The sequence below is a fragment of the Actinosynnema sp. CA-299493 genome, from assembly GCF_050946825.1.
GTDB lineage: Bacteria > Actinomycetota > Actinomycetes > Mycobacteriales > Pseudonocardiaceae > Actinosynnema.
On sequence record NZ_CP191993.1, the window covers coordinates 7250417 to 7266309 of the forward strand.

The window sequence follows — 15893 nt, forward strand, 5'->3', positions numbered from 1 at the left end:
CAGCCGCGCGACACCATCGCCAGGTGCACCCTCTCGCCGCGTTCGTAAGAGCGGATGAACAGGCTGCCGACACCGCGCGCGGTCGCGCCGAGCTGCCAGAGGAACCGGGGGTCGTCGCCCCGGGAGATCCGGGCCACCCGCATCCGCTTGGCCTCGCCCACGATCACCTCGGCGTAGCGCAGCATCAGCGTCGCGATGGTGATCAGCACCGGCGGCGTCCGCAGCCGTTGCAGGCCCAGCAGCAGGTCCTGCGGCGCGGTGGTGGCGGCGAGCGTCAACGACGTCAGCAGCCCGAGCGTGCCCTTGACCAGGATGTTCCACCCGGCCAACGCGCCCTCCACCGACACGGGCAGGCCCAGCACGTCGACCCGGTCCCCCGCGCCGGTGAACGGCAGCAGCACGGCCAGCACCACGAACGGCGCCTCGATCACCGACCGCGCGGCGAACCACCGCACCGGCACGCGGGCCACCGCCCAGACCCCCGTGAGCGCGAGCAGGTAGGCGCCGAACGCCCAGAACGCCTCACGCGGCGTGGCCACCACGCACAGCACGGCCACCACCACGGCGACGATCTTCACCTGCGGCGCGAGGCGGTGCACCGGCGAGTCGCCCGGCCGGTGCAGGAAGCCGTGGCCCGCGCTCACCCCTCGTCGGGCTTCGCGTCGGCCGGCGCGCCGGAGCGCTTGCGCAGCAGCCGGAACAGCCCGCCCGCGACGGCCAGCGTGACCGCCACGCCGAGGACGCCCGCGAGGCCGGTGAACCGGTCGTCGCCGCCCAGCGCGTAGTCGGCCAGCGGCCACCCGGACAGCGGGTGCTCCCGCGCGTGCTCGGCGATGCCCTGCTGCTCGGTGACGTGGTCCAGCCCGTCCGGGTCCGGATCGGCGAAGTAGGACACCACGCCCGCCAGCAGCACGCTGACCACCGCGAACCCCAGGAAGAAGCGCTTCACGCCCTCAACTCCAGCTTCTGCGGCACGCCGCGCAGCAGGTGCACCAGGTCCGGCCGGACCGCCGCGACCGCGGTCACGGTGACCGCGGTGATCACGCCCTCGCCGATGCCGATCAGCACGTGCACGCCGAGCACCGCGGCGGCGACCGTGCCGAACGGGACACCGCCCTGGCCGCCGATGGCGTACTCGATCACGAAGCCGAACGACGCGAGCACGGTGTTGACCAGGGCGGACACGAACGCGACCGCGGCGAGCCCGCCCTTGCCCCTGGTGGCGAGCCGACGCAGCGCCAATGCCGTGAGGTAGCCGACCGCGGTGCCGACGAGGGCCATGTTGGTGACGTTCGCGCCGAGCGCGGTGATGCCGCCGTCGGCGAAGAAGAGGGACTGGACGACCAGCACGATCGTCACGCACAGCGCGCCGACCCACGGCCCGACCAGGATCGCGGCCAGCGCGCCGCCGAGCAGGTGCCCGCTGACACCGGGCAGCACCGGGAAGTTCAGCATCTGGGTGGCGAACACGAACGCCGCCACCAGGCCCGCCATCGGCGCGGTCCTGTCGTCGAGGTCGCCACGCGCCTTGGCCAGCGCCACGCCCACCCCGGCCACCGCGACCGCGACGAACAGCAGCGAGGTCGGCGCGTTCAGCAGGCCGTCGCTCATGTGCATTGCTACCGGATCGGACACGCGCACCACGCTAGTTGCCAGTCGTGCGCAATGGCCAGCTCGATGCAACAACGATTCCGACCACACCGCCGGGAGACCGCGCCACCCGGACCGACGCGGTGGGCGCTGACCAGCGACGATCACGCGATCGTGGCGCGCCGGGCGGTGGCACTATGCTCTGCCTGCGATGACTCTCACCGACCGCCTGCCGGCCACCCCCGATCCCGACGTCCTCTACGACACCTTCGCCGACTGGGCGCGGGAGCGGGGGCTGTCGCTGTACCCGGCGCAGCAGGAGGCGTTGATCGAGATCGTCTCCGGCTCGAACGTCATCCTCAGCACGCCCACCGGCTCGGGCAAGTCGCTGGTCGCCATCGGCGCGCACTTCGCCGCCCTGGCGGAGGGCAGGAGGACCTACTACACCGCGCCCATCAAGGCCCTGGTGTCGGAGAAGTTCTTCGCGCTGATCGAGACGTTCGGCGCGGAGAACGTCGGCATGGTGACCGGCGACGCCAGCGTCAACGAGAGCGCGCCCATCATCTGCTGCACGGCCGAGATCCTGGCCAACATCGCCCTGCGCGACGGCACGAAGGCCGACGTCGGCCAGGTCGTCATGGACGAGTTCCACTTCTACTCCGAGCCCGACCGCGGCTGGGCCTGGCAGGTGCCGCTGATCGAGCTGCCGCAGGCCCAGTTCCTGCTGATGTCGGCGACCCTGGGCGACGTCGCGTTCTTCGAGAAGGACCTGACCCGCCGCACCGGCCGCACGACGTCGGTGGTGCGGTCCGCCGAACGCCCGGTGCCGTTGAACTTCCAGTACGTCACCACCCCGCTGCACGAGACGATCGAAGAGCTGCTGCACGGTCGCGAAGCGCCGATCTACGTGGTGCACTTCACCCAGGCCTCCGCGCTGGAACGCGCGCAGTCGCTGATGAGCGTGAACGTCGCCACCCGCGCCGAGAAGGACGCCATCGCGGCCACGATCGGCCGGTTCCGCTTCACCTCCGGGTTCGGCAAGACGCTGTCGCGCCTGGTCCGGCACGGCATCGGCGTGCACCACGCGGGCATGCTGCCGAAGTACCGGCGGCTGGTGGAGCAGCTGGCCCAGGCCGGCCTGCTGAAGGTCATCTGCGGCACGGACACCCTCGGCGTCGGCATCAACGTGCCCATCCGCACGGTCGTCTTCACCGCCCTGTCGAAGTACGACGGCCAGCGCACCCGCCACCTCAAGGCGCGCGAGTTCCACCAGATCGCGGGCCGGGCGGGCCGCGCGGGCTACGACACCATCGGCACGGTCGTGGTGCAGGCGCCCGACCACGTGGTGGAGAACGAGAAGGCGCTGGCCAAGGCGGGCGACGACCCGAAGAAGCGGCGCAAGGTGGTGCGCAAGAAGGCGCCCGACGGCTTCGTGTCGTGGAGCGACCAGACCTTCGAGCGGCTCAAGAACGCCGAGCCGGAGCCGCTGACGTCGAGCTTCCAGGTCAGCCACGCCATGCTGCTCAACGTGATCGGCAGGCCCGGTGACGCGTTCGGCGCGATGCGGCACCTGCTGGAGGACAACCACGAGGACCGGCCCGCGCAGCGCAGGCACATCCTGCGGGCCATCCAGATGTACCGCGGCCTGCTGGCGGCGGGCGTGGTGGAGCGGCAGGGCGGCGAGATCCGGCTCACCGTGGACCTCCAGGTGAACTTCGCGCTCAACCAGCCGCTGTCGCCGTTCGCGCTGGCCGCGATCGAGCTGCTGGACCGCGAGTCGCCGTCGTACGCGCTCGACGTGCTCTCGGTGGTCGAGTCCACCCTGGACGACCCGCGCCAGGTGCTGTCGGCGCAGGAGCACAAGGCGCGCGGCGAGGCCATCGGCGCGATGAAGTCCGAGGGCATCGAGTACGACCAGCGGATGGAGCTGCTGGAGGAGGTGACGTACCCGAAGCCGCTCGCCGAGCTGCTGGAGGCCGCGTTCACCACCTACCGGCGCGGGCACCCGTGGGTCGCCGACCACCACCTGTCGCCGAAGTCCGTGGTGCGGGACATGTTCGAGCGGGCGATGACGTTCACCGAGTACGTCTCGCACTACCAGCTGGCGCGCTCGGAGGGCCTGGTGCTGCGGTACCTGGCCGACGCGTACAAGGCGCTGCGGCAGACCGTGCCCGAGGACGCCAAGACCGAGGAGCTCAGCGACCTCCAGGAGTGGCTGGGCGAGCTGGTCCGCCAGGTCGACTCCAGCCTGCTGGACGAGTGGGAGAAGCTGCGCAACCCCTCGGAAGACGCAGCGGAGGCACCGTTGAGCGACACGCCACCCGCCGTCACGGGCAACGTGCGGGCGTTCCGGGTGCTGGTGCGCAACGCGTTGTTCCGGCGGGTCGAGCTGGCCGCGCGGCGCGACTACCACGAGCTGGGCCGGCTGGACGGCGACGCGGGCTGGTCCGCCGAGGACTGGCAGGACGCGCTCGACCCGTACTTCGAGGAGCACGACGAGATCGGCATGGGCCCGGACGCGCGCGGCCCGGCGCTGCTGGTGATCACCGAGGAGCCGGGGCTGTGGCGGGTGCGGCAGGTCCTGGACGACCCGGCGAAGGACCACGACTGGGGCTTCACCGCCGAGGTCGACCTGGCCGAGTCCGACGAGATCGGCACGGCCTCCGTGCGGATCACCGAAGTGGGCAGGCTGTAGCAGGGTCCATCCGGTGGTACTCCGGCGCGGACCGGCGTACGAGCATGTCAACGTCGGGACAGAGCGGAGGCGGTTGACCCTGTCGCAGGACGAGTTCGGCGTGCTGGGGTCCCTCGTGGTCCGCCGGAACGGCCGCTCGGTCCCCGTCACCGCCGCCAAGCACCGCATCGTCCTGGCGACCCTGCTGCTGGACGCGAACCGCTCGGTGCCCGCGAGCGACCTGATCCGCCGGGTGTGGGGCGAGACGCCGCCGGACCGCGCGGCGCAGACGTTGCCGGTGTACGTGATGCGGTTGCGGCGCGCGCTCGGCGAGCCGCCGCTGATCCACACCACGCCGACCGGCTACCGGATCGACCTGCCGCCCGGCGCGCTGGACCTGCACCGGTTCGAGGCGGCGGCCGAGCAGGGCGCGAAGCTGGCCGCCGCCGAGGACTTCGCCGCCGCCGCCGACGCCTACGAACGCGCGCTGGGGTGCTGGCACGGGCCGCCGCTGGCCGACGTGCCGTCGGAGTCGCTGCACGAGACCGAGGCGCCGACCCTGGCCGAGCAGCGGCTGCGGGTGATCTCCGAGCTGGTGGACGTGAAGCTGCGGCTCGGCCGGTCCGACGAGGTGGTCGCCGACCTGCGCCGGCTGACCTCGCAGCACCCGCTGCGCGAGCGGTTCTGGTCGCAGCTGATGGTGGCGCTGTACCGGGTGGACCGGCAGGCCGACGCGCTGGACGCCTACCGGCAGGCGTCCACGGCGCTGGCGCGCGAGCTGGGCGTGGACCCGAGCGACTCGCTGCGCGCCGTGCAGCACGCGATCCTCACCGGCGACCCGGCGCTGCACCAGCCGGTCGCGAGCACGTGGGCCCCGGTGTCGCAGCTGCCCGCGCCGGTGGGCAACTTCGTCGGCCGGGGCGCGGAGCTGACCCGGGTGACGGAGCTGCTGACGCGGGGCACGGCGACCGTGGTCGTGTGCGGGCCGCCGGGCGTCGGCAAGACGGCGTTCGCCATCTCGGTGGGGCACGCGGTGCGCGACCGGTACCCCGACGGCCAGCTGTACGTGAACCTGCGGGGGCACTCCACCTCGCCGCCGCTGCCGACGTCCGCCGTGCTGGCGAGGTTCCTGCGGGCGATGGGCGTGCGGGCCGACCACATCCCGGTGGACGAGGAGGACCTGGTCGCCGGCTACCGGGCCCGGCTGCGCGGCCGACGGGTGCTGATCACGCTGGACAACGCCGCGTCGGCGGAGCAGGTGCGACCGCTGCTGCCCGTCGACCCCGGTTGCTCGGTGCTGATCACCAGCCGCAACGAGCTGCGGCTGCGCGGCACGACCGTGCGGCTGGACGTGCTGCGCGGCGACGAGGCGTGGAAGCTGCTGGCCCGGTCGCTGGGCGCGGAGGCGGCCGTGACGCAGTTCGACGCGCTCGGCGAGCTGGCCCGGCTGTGCGGGTACCTGCCGCTGGCGCTGCGGATCGCGTTGGGGAACCTGGTCGGCTCCTCGCACGTGGACGTGGCGTCGTACGTGGAGGAGCTGCGCGGCGGCGACCGGCTGGCCGTGCTGGCGGTGGACAACGACGACACGGCGGCGGTGCGGCGGGCGTTCGACCTGTCGTACGCGGCGCTGACGCCGGACGCGGCGCGGCTGTTCCGGCTGACCGGGCTGCTGCCGGGGCCGGACTTCAGCGTGTTCGGCGCGGCGGCGCTGCTGGACGCGCCGGAGGACGTGGCGCGCGGGCTGCTGGAGGACCTGGCGTCGGCGCACCTCGTGCAGCGGGTCGGGCCCGACCGGTTCGCGCTGCACGACCTGCTGCACGACTACGCGGCCGACCGCGCCGAGGCGGCGGGCGAGGACCTGGGCGCGGCGCGGCGGCGGCTGTTCGACTGGTACCTGCGCACGGCGGTCGAGGTCGGTGACGTGCTGTACCCGGAGCTGGGCTCGTCCGGGCCGCCCCGGATGAGCCCGGACGAGGCCAGGGCGTGGCTGGCCGCGGAACGGGCCAGCGTGCTGGCGGCGACCGAGCACTGCGCGGCGCACGGTCCGCTGCCGATGGCGTGGCAGCTGGTCAACTCGGTGAGCGGGTACCTCGGGTCGCACGGGCACCACGTGGAGTTCCTCAACGCCGTCGGCGCGGCGCTGGGCGCGGCGCGGGCGGCCGGTGACCACGACGCCGAGACGTTGATGACGGTGTGGTTGGCGACCGAGCACCGGAACCTGGGCAACCTGAAGGCCGCGCAGCGGTACCTGGGGGCCGTCCGGCCGTCCGCGCGGGCGGAGTGGCTGTACGTCGGGTTGGCCGGGATCGTGCACCTGGAGCTCGGCGACCTGCCCGACGCGCTCGCCTCGTTCGAGCGGGTGGCGGAGCTGGGCGAGGTCGAGGGCGCCCTGCCGCACGTGCGGATCTCGGCGTTGACCGGGCTCGGCGCGGTGTGGTTGATGCGCGGCGACCTGGCGACGGCCGAGTCGTTCCTGTCGGCGGGGCTGGCGCTGGCGCAGGCGGCCGACGGGGTGAACATCGAGGCGGCGTGCGCCGCGCTGCTCGGGCGGTGCAGCACCTCCGCCGGGGACTACGCGCGGGCGGCGGAGCTCCAGCGCTACGCGTTGGAGGCGTGGTACCGCAGCGGCGCGCGGCACCCGCGGGCGGAGTCGATGGCGCACCTGGCGGCGGCGTTGTGCCTGGGCGGGGAGCACGCGGAGGCGATGCGGACGGCCCAGCGGGCGTTGGCGCTGGTGCAGGAGCTGGGCGGCAGTCGGCGGATCGAGTCGGAGGTGCACAACGCCCTCGGCCTGGTCCTGCGCCACCTGGGCAAACCGGGACGCGCCGTGGCGGCCCACCTGCGTGCGCTGGAGCTGGCCACGTCGTCGGACTACCGCTACGGCGTCGCCCGCTCGCACGTCAACCTGGTGCACGCCCTGGCCGCCGACGGCCGCCGCGCGGAAGCCCTCCGCCACGCCCGCGTGGGCCACGACCTGGCCACCCGCAGCGGCTTCGGCGAGTTCGAGTCCCTGGCCGCCGCCGCCCTGACCGACCTGACGTGACTGCCCGGCGGGTGGGTGGCGGTCGCCCGCCACCCACCCACCGGACCGTGCTCAGATGCCGTACCAGCGCTGGTCGCCGTACCCGGCCGCGTCGTACTGGTAGACCGGGGCGCCGTTGACGTTGTTGGAGCCCTGAACGGACAGCGCCCTACCCGTGTAGTAGTTGAGCAGGTAGGAACCGATGTAGGTGGAGCCGGAGTACGCGTCCACGATCACCCACAGCTGGTCCTGGTAGGAGGCGCACGGAGCCTGGAACGCCGGCGCGCCGTTGACGTTGTTGGACCCCTGGACGGCCAGGCACTGCCCGCTGTACTGGTTCCGGATGCGGAAGACGTCGGTGCCGGCGGCCTGCGCCTCCCACTTCTGGTCCGCGTAGGCGGGCGTGCAGTTGATCTGGAACGCCGGGGCGTTGGTGCCCTGCACCGCCAGGCACCTGGCCGTGTAGGCGTTGCTGACCTGCGAGTAGGCGAGGGCGGCGGGATCCTGGGTCGTGCGCTTGATCGTCCGGAGGCCCGACTCGGCGATCTTGGCGATCGCGGTGTCGACGGCCTCGGTCGACGAGGCGGCCTGGGAAGCGGGCGAGAACATCACGATCGCGGTCACCGCGGCGAGGAACCCCACCGCGAGCCTGACGAACGTCTTCTGGACAGACATCATCCTTCATCCCTTTCGAATTGAACACGCGGTCGACAGGTCGAATCGGACCGAACAGGCCAGAGCCACTTGCCGCTGTCCGCATTCCCCGAACCAGTAGCCGGGGAATTCAGCGGTCTCCGGAACACAGGGCCGTCATCGACGGTGGCGGCACCGTGCACTGCCACGTCAATCGGCTTCCCATCAGGCAATACGGCCTATTCGAGCGCGACGAACATCTTCCCATCGACTCAAACCGAGTTGACGGGCCTGACGGTACTGCATCCCGAAAAGCTGTCAACCAGCAATAGCCGAGAACGCGAAGGAGGGGGACGATCCGAACCAACCGAACAGTAAGACACGAAGAGGTCGCGAGGACAATCCACGCGCGAATCAGGGAGAACTCCTCACGCACACCGACGTCCGGCAGTTGCGCGGAGAACCGCAGGACAACCCGACCGAAGACCACTCGGGAGCGTCAGCGCAGTTCTTTGGCGTGCCGATCACGCGGTCAACCGACGACGACACCTCCGTTGACGCCCGACCCGGTCTCCCCCGTCCCGCCGCGGGACCCGTCGGAGCGCGCCGCCTGCCGTCCCTCCGGCGGGACACGCGACAGTGCAGCGCTCGGGACCCCCGCCGGATGACGCGAGTGTCGGACTCGGGGGGCTGGAGGTTCGACACGTGGGCGCCGAAGGTCCGACACGCGGATTCGGTTGCCAATTGAGACCACTCCTCCGGGTCGTTGACCGCGTGGTCGGCGAACGAGAGCATCGGGTTTCGATACTTCGGCGGCTCACTCGTGGGGGATGTCATGGATTCCGATCCGCACGTCGGACTGGCGCGGATCGTGGACCCGGTGCCGCGCACTTCCGCCGAATTGGTCTGCGCCCTGACGGAGCTGGCGCGGCTGGCGAACGAGTGGTCCGACGTGGTGCGCGGGCTGCACGAGCCGACCCGGCGGCTGGTCGGCAGCGCGGCGGCGGCCTCGGTGTCGCTGGCCGCGCGCCGGGCCGAGGAGGCGTTCCTGGAGCTGGAGATGACCCTGGGTGACGCCCAGGCGGCGCGCCGGTCATTGCCCTTGGCCACCCCGAGAGGTGAGGATAGGCGTCCGGTGGTCTAATCGCCGACGTCGCCGACCACACCACATTGGAACTCCATGACCTCAGGACTTCCCTGCCCTCTCTGCGAGGGCCCGGAGCGCCGTGGGGCGCTTGAGCGGACACTGAGGGTGCTCGCCGTCGACGACGAGGCCCCGGCGCTGGAGGACCTCGTCTACCTGCTGCGCTCCGACCCGCGCGTCGCCCACGTCGAGGGCGTCACGGACGCGACCAAGGCGTTGCGGACGCTGCACCGCGCCATGGACGCGGGCCAACCGGTCGACGCCGTCTTCCTCGACATCCGCATGCCCGGCCTGGACGGGCTCGACCTGGCCCGCGTGCTGTCCCGGTTCGCCCAGCCGCCGCGCATCGTCTTCGTCACCGCGCACCAGGAACCCGCGGTCGAGGCATTCGAGCTGAAAGCGCTCGATTACCTGCTCAAGCCCGTTCGGGCGGAACGGCTGGCCGAGTCCGTGCACCGGATAGTGCACGAGGTGCTCGATTCGAAGGCGCCGGAACCGGCCACCGCCGCGCCGGCCGAGAAAACGCCCGAAGTGGGCGACGAAGTCATTCCGGTCGAACTCGGTGGCATCACCAGGTTCATCCGGTTGGCCGACATCCGGTACGTCGAGGCGCACGGCGATTACGCCCGGCTGCACACCGCGACCGGGAGCGGGCTGGTCCGCGCCGCGCTCAACGGGCTGGAGGAGCGGTGGCGTTCCGCGGGGTTCGTGCGCATCCACCGCAGCCACCTCGTGTCCCTCGGCCACATCGACGAGCTGCGGCTGGAGGACGGCCACCTGAGCGTCAACATCGGCGGCGCGGTGCTGCCGGTCAGCCGGCGGCACGCCCGGCACCTCCGGCAGCTGCTGGTGCGCCGCAACCGGCAGCCGTCGTGACCTCGCCGCAGCGACCGCACGCCCAGCGGGTCGTGGTGACGAGCCCGCGCACCCGCGCGCCGCGCGCGCCCCGGCCGTACCCCGCGTCACGGGAGATCGACGAGCAGAGCGAGCTGGGCGCGGTCTACATGCGGTCGCTGATCCGGACGCAGCGGCGGCTCGGGCTGCTGCTGTGCGCGGTCGTGTGCGGGAGCGTGGCGGCGCTGCCCCTGGTGTTCACGCTCGCGCCCCAGGTCGGCGCGCAACGGCTGCTGGGCCTGCCGCTGCCGTGGCTGCTGCTGGGCCTGCTGGTGTTCCCCGTGTTCGTGCTGGCGGGCTGGTTCTACGTGCGCCAGGCCGAGCGCAGCGAGCGGGAGTTCGCCGAGCTGGTGGAGCGTTCGTGAGCAGTGGGTACGGCATCGTCGCGGTGCTGGTGGTCGCGGTCGGCACGATGCTGGTCGGCACCTACGGGCTGCGGATCTCGCGCACGACGTCGGACTTCTTCGTCGCCTCGCGCACCGTCTCGCCGTGGTGGAACGCCTCCGCCATCGGCGGCGAGTACCTGTCCGCGGCGTCGTTCGTGGGCATCGCCGGGCTGATCTTCGCGCACGGGCCGGACATGCTGTGGTTCCCGGTCGGCTACACGGCGGGCTACCTGGTGCTGCTGGCGCTGGTCGCCGCTCCCCTGCGCCGCAGCGGCGCGTACACGCTGCCGGACTTCGCCGAGGCGCGGTTCGCGTCGCCGGCGGTGCGCGCGGTGGCGAGCGTGTTCGCGCTGGGCATCGGGTGGCTGTACCTGTTGCCGCAGTTGCAGGGCGCCGGCCTGACCCTGCACACGGTGACGGGCACGCCGGACTGGGTGGGCGCGCTGGTGGTCGCGCTGGTGGTCACCACGAACGTGATCTCCGGCGGGATGCGCAGCATCACGTTCGTGCAGGCGTTCCAGTACTGGCTCAAGCTGACCGCGATCGCGGTGCCGGTGGTGTTCCTGGTGATGGCCTGGCACGCGCACGGCGCGCGGGACCTGACCGGGCCCCAGTTCCCCGAGTTCCCGAAGCGGACCACGGTCACGTTCGACTCCGACACGACGTTCGACGCGTCCCGCGCCACGCCCTTCAACGGCGCCGGCCGGGTGGACGGCGAGCGGGTCGACGGCGGCGGCCAGTTGACCGTGGGCCGGCACGAGGTGTCCGCCGGCACGCGGCTCACGTTCCCCGAGGGCGCCGCGGTGCCGCACGTGCGGTCGATCCCGTCGAACACCAACGACGTGTGGGCGCTGCCGATGCGCGGCGGCGAGCGCTTCCCCCTGTACGCGGTGTACTCGCTGATCATCGCCACCTTCCTGGGGACGATGGGCCTGCCGCACGTGATCGTGCGCTTCTACACCAACCCGAACGGCCGCGCGGCCCGGCGCACCACGTTGATCGTGCTGGGCCTGCTGGGCGTGTTCTACCTGATGCCGCCGATCTACGGCGCGCTCGGCCGCCTGTACACGCCGGAGCTGCTGATGACCGGTGACACGGACGCGGTGGTGCTGGTGCTGCCGAGCCGGATGATCGACGGGCTCGGCGGGCAGCTGCTGGGCGCGCTGGTGGCCGGTGGGGCGTTCGCCGCGTTCCTGTCCACGTCGTCCGGTCTGATGGTGTCGCTGGCGGGCGTGCTGAGCCGGGACGTGCTGCGGCTGCGCGGTGTGCGCGGGTTCCGGGTGTCGACGGTGCTGGCCGTGCTGGTGCCGTTGGGCATGACGTGGCTGGTGGGCAAGGTGCCGGTGGCGGACATGGTCGGCCTGGCGTTCGCGGTGGCGGCGTCGTCGCTGTGCCCGCTGCTCGTGCTGGGCATCTGGAGCACGCGCATCTCCACGGTCGGCGCCGTCGCCGGGATGGTGGCGGGCGGGCTGCCCGCCCTGGTGGCCGGGCTGGTCACGATCAGCGCGCGTGGCGGCGGCGCGTGGTACCACGTGTTCCTGGCCCGGCCCGCCGCGTGGACCGTGCCGCTGGGCTTCGTCGTGATGTACGTGGTGTCGCTGCTGACGCCGCGCAAGGTGCCTCCGGGGGTGAACCACGTCATGGTGCGCTTGCACGCGCCGGAGAACCTGGGTCTGCGCAGCCAGGACCGGTTGTGACGGCGTTGTGGACGGCGGGCGCGATCCTGCTCGTCGGCCTCGCCGTGGTGACCACGCTGTGGTGGACCTCCCGCACCCGCAACGACTTCCTGACCCACGAGCAGCGGATCACGTTCGAGACGCTGCACACCGCGTGGTCCGCCGCTCCCCCGCTGCGCGCCGGGCTGGTGCCGGAGGCGGCGAAGAAGTCGGCCAAGCACCTGCGGACGCTGCTCGGCACGCCCGCGCTCGCGTTGACCGACGAGACCGAGGTCGTGGCCTGGGAGGGCGACGGCGAGCACCACGCGGCCGAGGCGATGGGCCTGGCCGCCGACGTGTTCGGCACCGGCCGCACCAGGGCGTTCGACATCACCTGCTCCGCGCCCGACTGCCCCGTGCACACGGCCGTCCTCGCGCCGCTGACCGTGGAGGGACGGGTGGTCGGCGTGCTGGCGGCGTACAGCCGGGAGGCGTCGGCCGGGTTGGTCCGGGCGACCAACGAGGTGGCCCGGTGGGCGTCGGGCCAGCTGGAACTGGCCGAACTGGACCGGTCGCGGACCCGGTTGGTGGAGGCGGAGGTGCGGGCGCTGCGGGCGCAGATCTCGCCGCACTTCATCTACAACTCGCTGTCCGCCATCGCTTCGTACGTGCGCACGGACCCCGAACGCGCTCGCACGCTGTTGCTGGACTTCGCCGACTTCACCCGCTACTCGTTCCGCCGGGCCGGTGACTTCACCACGCTGTCGGAGGAGCTGAAGTCGATCGACCAGTACCTGGCGCTGGAGCGTGCCCGGTTCGGCGAGCGGCTCAAGGTGACGTTGCAGATCGCGCCGGAGGTCCTGCCGGTGACCGTGCCGTTCCTGTGCCTGCAACCGCTGGTGGAGAACGCGGTGCGGCACGGGATGGAGGGCAAGGTCGGGCCGGGGCACATCTCGATCCTGGCGGCGGACGCGGGCGAGGAGGCGCACATCACCATCGAGGACGACGGCATCGGCATGGACCCGGACGCCCTGCGCCGCACGTTGGCGGGCCAGGTCGGCGAGACGGCCGGGATAGGGCTGGGGAACATCGACGAGCGCCTGCGCCGCTGCTACGGCGACGACTACGGTCTCGTGGTGGAAACGGCCCAGGGGTTGGGGACGAAGGTCAGCGTGAGGGTGCCGAAGTACCAGGCGGGCGTGCACGCCTGACCGACGACGGGGACGGGTGCTCGCCGACCTGACCGGCGGGTTCGCCGAGCTGTTCCGGTGAGGTTCAGGCCGGCGCGAGGACGCCCAGGGCCGCGGCGCCGGCGGCGGTGAGGCGGGCGGTCGCGAGGTCACCCGGCGCGACCGGGCGCGCCGGCTCGATCAGGCCGGCGTGCACGAGCGCGCGGGCCGTCATCGGGTCGCAGAACGGCAGACCGTCCACCCGCACGTCCGGCTCGGCGCTGCGGGTCAGCTCGACCCGGTTCGCGACGGTCGCCTTCAGCAGCGCGATCTCGCGTCTGGAGAGCTCGTCCACGTCACACACACCTCCATTGGGACGAACGGCGCAGCGGGCGTCCCGGTTCACCTCTGGGACGCCCGCGTCGCCACCGCCGTTCCCGTTCCGCTCAGCCCACGGCGCGCGCGCCGCGTCGTTCCGCCGCTTCCAGCACCAGCCGCAGCCACTCGGCGTCGCCCGCCGCGCCGTCCACCGCCGCCCGGCGCAGCCGCAGCCACAGCCCGGCCTCGCTCCACTCCTGGAACCGGCGGTGCACGGTCGGCACGGTCACGCCGAACGTCGGCGGCAGGTGCCGCCACGCGCAACCGCTGGTCAGGACGAACACGATCGCGGTGAAGATGGCGCGGTCCGACACCCGGCCCCGGCCGCCGCCCTGGCGGCGCACCTTCGCGGGCGGCAGCAACGGCTCCACCACGGCCCACAGCGACGGCGGCACCAGGCGCACGGCCAGTTGCTCGATCACGTCGGCGTGCGGCGGTCGTGGTGGCGCCTCCGGCGCCCGGCGCACCCACGGCTCCTGCCGCTGGGCGTCGCCGCGCTGGCGGGCGCGCAGCAACATGGCCAGGGCGGCGTCGTCGGTGCGCCTGGGGGCGACCGCGGGGTGCGTGTGCTGTTGCACCTGGCGGGCGATCTCCGCGCCCACCGTTCGACCGAACGGCTGCGCTGGTCGTACGTAGTTGGTCATCAGGTCCTCCGCCCAGGACGTCGTGATGCCCATCACGCTAGGAACACCGACGCCCCCTGGTAAGAGAACGCGCGACGAACGGGAGTGGTCCAGCGTCACACGGCCACCGTCACCCGGCCGAACGGCCACACAGGAGCGACGAGCGGATGAGCGGTCACTCCCCGATACGCGCTGCGCACGGATACGCTCGAAGGTGTGAGCACTGCGCCGCGACTCCTCGCCACCAGCGACCTGCACGTGACATACCAGCAGAACCGCCGGTTCGTCGACGCGATCCGACCCCACTCGCCGGACGACTGGTTGATCGTGGCGGGTGACGTGGCGGAGAAGTTCGACGACGTCGAGTGGGCGCTGGGCGTGCTGCGCAACCGGTTCGCCAAGGTGGTGTGGTCGCCGGGCAACCACGAGCTGTGGACCACGAAGGACGACCCGGCGCAGTCGCGCGGCGAGGTGCGCTACAAGCAGCTGGTCGAGCTGTGCCGGAGCATCGACGTGCTCACGCCCGAGGACGAGTACGCGGTGTTCGAGGGCGCCGGCGGCCCGGTGGCGGTGGCGCCGCTGTTCACGCTCTACGACTACACGTTCCGCCCGGCGGGCACGACGGACAAGGCGTCCGCGCTGGCCGTCGCGCAGGAGGCCGGTGTGATCTGCACCGACGAGTACTTCCTGCACCCCGACCCGTACCCGAGCCGTGAGGCGTGGTGCGCGGCGCGGATCGAGGAGAGCGAACGCCGGTTGCGCGCCGTGGACAGCTCGTTGCGCACCGTGCTGATCAACCACTGGCCCCTCGTGCGCGATCCCACGTTCGTGCTGCGGTACCCCGAATTCGCCTTGTGGTGCGGCACCGAGCGGACCGCGGACTGGCACCTGAGGTTCCGCGCGGCGGTGATGGTCTACGGGCACCTGCACATCCCGCGCACGATCCGCAAGGACGGCGTCCGCTTCGACGAGGTGTCGCTCGGCTACCCGCGGGAGTGGCAGCCGCGCGGCTGGACCGCCGCCCCGCTGCTGGACGTGCTGCGAGAGGGGGACGCGCGGTGATCACGGACCTGCTCGCGCCGCCGGTGTCGGCGTTCGACGCGTTCGACGACCCCGACGGGGTGGTGTTGTTCCCCGAAGAGGAGGAACACGTCGCCCGGGCGGTGGAGAAGAGGCGCAAGGAGTTCACCACCGGCCGGCACTGCGCGCGCACGGCGCTGGCCGGTCTCGGCTTCCCGCCCGCGCCGCTGCTGCCCGGTCCGAACCGGGAGCCGACGTGGCCTCAGGGCGTCGTCGGCAGCATCACGCACTGCAAGGGCTACCGGGCGGCGGCCGTCGGCCGGGTGTCGGAGGTGTGGACGATCGGGATCGACGCCGAGCCGAACGAGCCGACCCCGGACGGCGTGCTGGAGGCCGTCGCGGTGCCCGGCGAGTTGGCCCGGATGGGTGAACTGCGGGCGTCGAGCGACAAGGTGGCGTGGGACCGGCTGCTGTTCAGCGCCAAGGAGACGGTCTACAAGGCGTGGTTCCCGCTGACGCGGAAGTGGCTGGGGTTCGAGGACGCCGAGGTGACCCTCAACCCGGACGACGGCACGTTCACCGCGCGCATCCTCATCGAGCCGCCCGTGGTGGACGGCGTCGTGCTGGACGGGTTCACCGGTCGCTGGCTGGCGCGGGAGGGGTTTGTGGTGACCGCGATCGCGGTACCCGCGCGCTGATCGAGGC

General features: G+C 72.3%; 13 protein-coding genes and 2 pseudogenes. 9 read left to right on the forward strand and 6 right to left on the reverse strand.

What is annotated here, in order from left to right:
• Positions 1–5: 5 nt before the first annotated feature.
• From cbiQ to ACQPYE_RS30470, 3 genes and pseudogenes are all read right to left on the reverse strand, one after another.
• Positions 6–644: pseudogene (cbiQ, locus tag ACQPYE_RS30460) on the reverse strand (cobalt ECF transporter T component CbiQ); the annotation flags it as partial.
• The gene (locus ACQPYE_RS30465; RefSeq protein WP_498716316.1) at positions 641–949 is read right to left on the reverse strand and encodes a PDGLE domain-containing protein; all 309 of its coding nucleotides are present in this window, start codon (positions 947–949) and stop codon (positions 641–643) included. The pseudogene cbiQ and the gene ACQPYE_RS30465, both read right to left, overlap by 4 nt.
• Complete coding sequence (locus ACQPYE_RS30470) at positions 946–1617, reverse strand: energy-coupling factor ABC transporter permease (protein ID WP_498723016.1); 672 nt, start codon at positions 1615–1617, stop codon at positions 946–948. The genes ACQPYE_RS30465 and ACQPYE_RS30470 overlap by 4 nt, the downstream gene beginning before the upstream one ends.
• Positions 1618–1801: 184 nt before the next feature.
• Here ACQPYE_RS30470 and ACQPYE_RS30475 point away from each other — a divergent pair, with 184 nt between their 5' ends.
• Entirely contained in the window at positions 1802–4285 is a 2484-nt protein-coding gene (locus ACQPYE_RS30475) for a DEAD/DEAH box helicase (protein ID WP_498716317.1), read from the forward strand.
• A 73-nt stretch (positions 4286–4358) separates the two neighbouring features.
• On the forward strand, positions 4359–7307 hold the full coding sequence (locus tag ACQPYE_RS30480) for an AfsR/SARP family transcriptional regulator (protein WP_498716319.1): 2949 nt from the start codon (positions 4359–4361) through the stop codon (positions 7305–7307).
• Between the two features lie 51 nt (positions 7308–7358).
• Here ACQPYE_RS30480 and ACQPYE_RS30485 read toward each other — a convergent pair whose 3' ends face one another.
• Positions 7359–7964, reverse strand: coding sequence for an RICIN domain-containing protein (locus ACQPYE_RS30485; RefSeq protein WP_498716320.1), 606 nt, complete (start codon positions 7962–7964; stop codon positions 7359–7361).
• A gap of 790 nt (positions 7965–8754) precedes the next feature.
• On the opposite strand from ACQPYE_RS30485, the gene ACQPYE_RS30490 reads away from it, so the two are divergent.
• The 5 genes from ACQPYE_RS30490 to ACQPYE_RS30510 are packed head-to-tail and all read left to right on the forward strand — an operon-like array spanning position 8755 to position 13209.
• Entirely contained in the window at positions 8755–9063 is a 309-nt protein-coding gene (locus tag ACQPYE_RS30490; RefSeq protein WP_498716321.1) for a hypothetical protein, read from the forward strand.
• A gap of 36 nt (positions 9064–9099) precedes the next feature.
• Positions 9100–9939 (forward strand): LytR/AlgR family response regulator transcription factor, encoded by an 840-nt coding sequence (locus ACQPYE_RS30495; RefSeq protein ID WP_498716322.1) that lies wholly within the window; start codon positions 9100–9102, stop codon positions 9937–9939.
• Positions 9936–10322, forward strand: a complete 387-nt coding sequence (locus tag ACQPYE_RS30500) for a DUF485 domain-containing protein (protein ID WP_498716324.1) — start codon at positions 9936–9938, stop codon at positions 10320–10322. Before ACQPYE_RS30495 ends, ACQPYE_RS30500 begins: the two co-directional genes overlap by 4 nt.
• Positions 10319–12040 carry a sodium/solute symporter gene (locus ACQPYE_RS30505; RefSeq protein WP_498716325.1) on the forward strand — a complete coding sequence of 574 codons (1722 nt, stop codon included), beginning with the start codon at positions 10319–10321 and terminating at the stop codon, positions 12038–12040. The genes ACQPYE_RS30500 and ACQPYE_RS30505 overlap by 4 nt, the downstream gene beginning before the upstream one ends.
• The gene (locus ACQPYE_RS30510; RefSeq protein ID WP_498716326.1) at positions 12037–13209 is read left to right on the forward strand and encodes a histidine kinase; all 1173 of its coding nucleotides are present in this window, start codon (positions 12037–12039) and stop codon (positions 13207–13209) included. The genes ACQPYE_RS30505 and ACQPYE_RS30510 overlap by 4 nt, the downstream gene beginning before the upstream one ends.
• Positions 13210–13273: 64 nt before the next feature.
• Here ACQPYE_RS30510 and ACQPYE_RS30515 read toward each other — a convergent pair whose 3' ends face one another.
• Both ACQPYE_RS30515 and ACQPYE_RS30520 read right to left on the reverse strand, forming a co-directional pair.
• The gene (locus ACQPYE_RS30515) at positions 13274–13522 is read right to left on the reverse strand and encodes a hypothetical protein (RefSeq protein WP_498716327.1); all 249 of its coding nucleotides are present in this window, start codon (positions 13520–13522) and stop codon (positions 13274–13276) included.
• Positions 13523–13625: 103 nt separating this feature from the next.
• Positions 13626–13967, reverse strand: a pseudogene (locus ACQPYE_RS30520) (transposase); the annotation flags it as partial.
• A gap of 417 nt (positions 13968–14384) precedes the next feature.
• Here ACQPYE_RS30520 and ACQPYE_RS30525 point away from each other — a divergent pair.
• Both ACQPYE_RS30525 and ACQPYE_RS30530 read left to right on the forward strand, forming a co-directional pair.
• The gene (locus tag ACQPYE_RS30525) at positions 14385–15230 is read left to right on the forward strand and encodes a metallophosphoesterase family protein (RefSeq protein WP_498716328.1); all 846 of its coding nucleotides are present in this window, start codon (positions 14385–14387) and stop codon (positions 15228–15230) included.
• Positions 15227–15886, forward strand: coding sequence for a 4'-phosphopantetheinyl transferase family protein (locus ACQPYE_RS30530; protein WP_498716329.1), 660 nt, complete (start codon positions 15227–15229; stop codon positions 15884–15886). Before ACQPYE_RS30525 ends, ACQPYE_RS30530 begins: the two co-directional genes overlap by 4 nt.
• Positions 15887–15893: the final 7 nt, after the last annotated feature.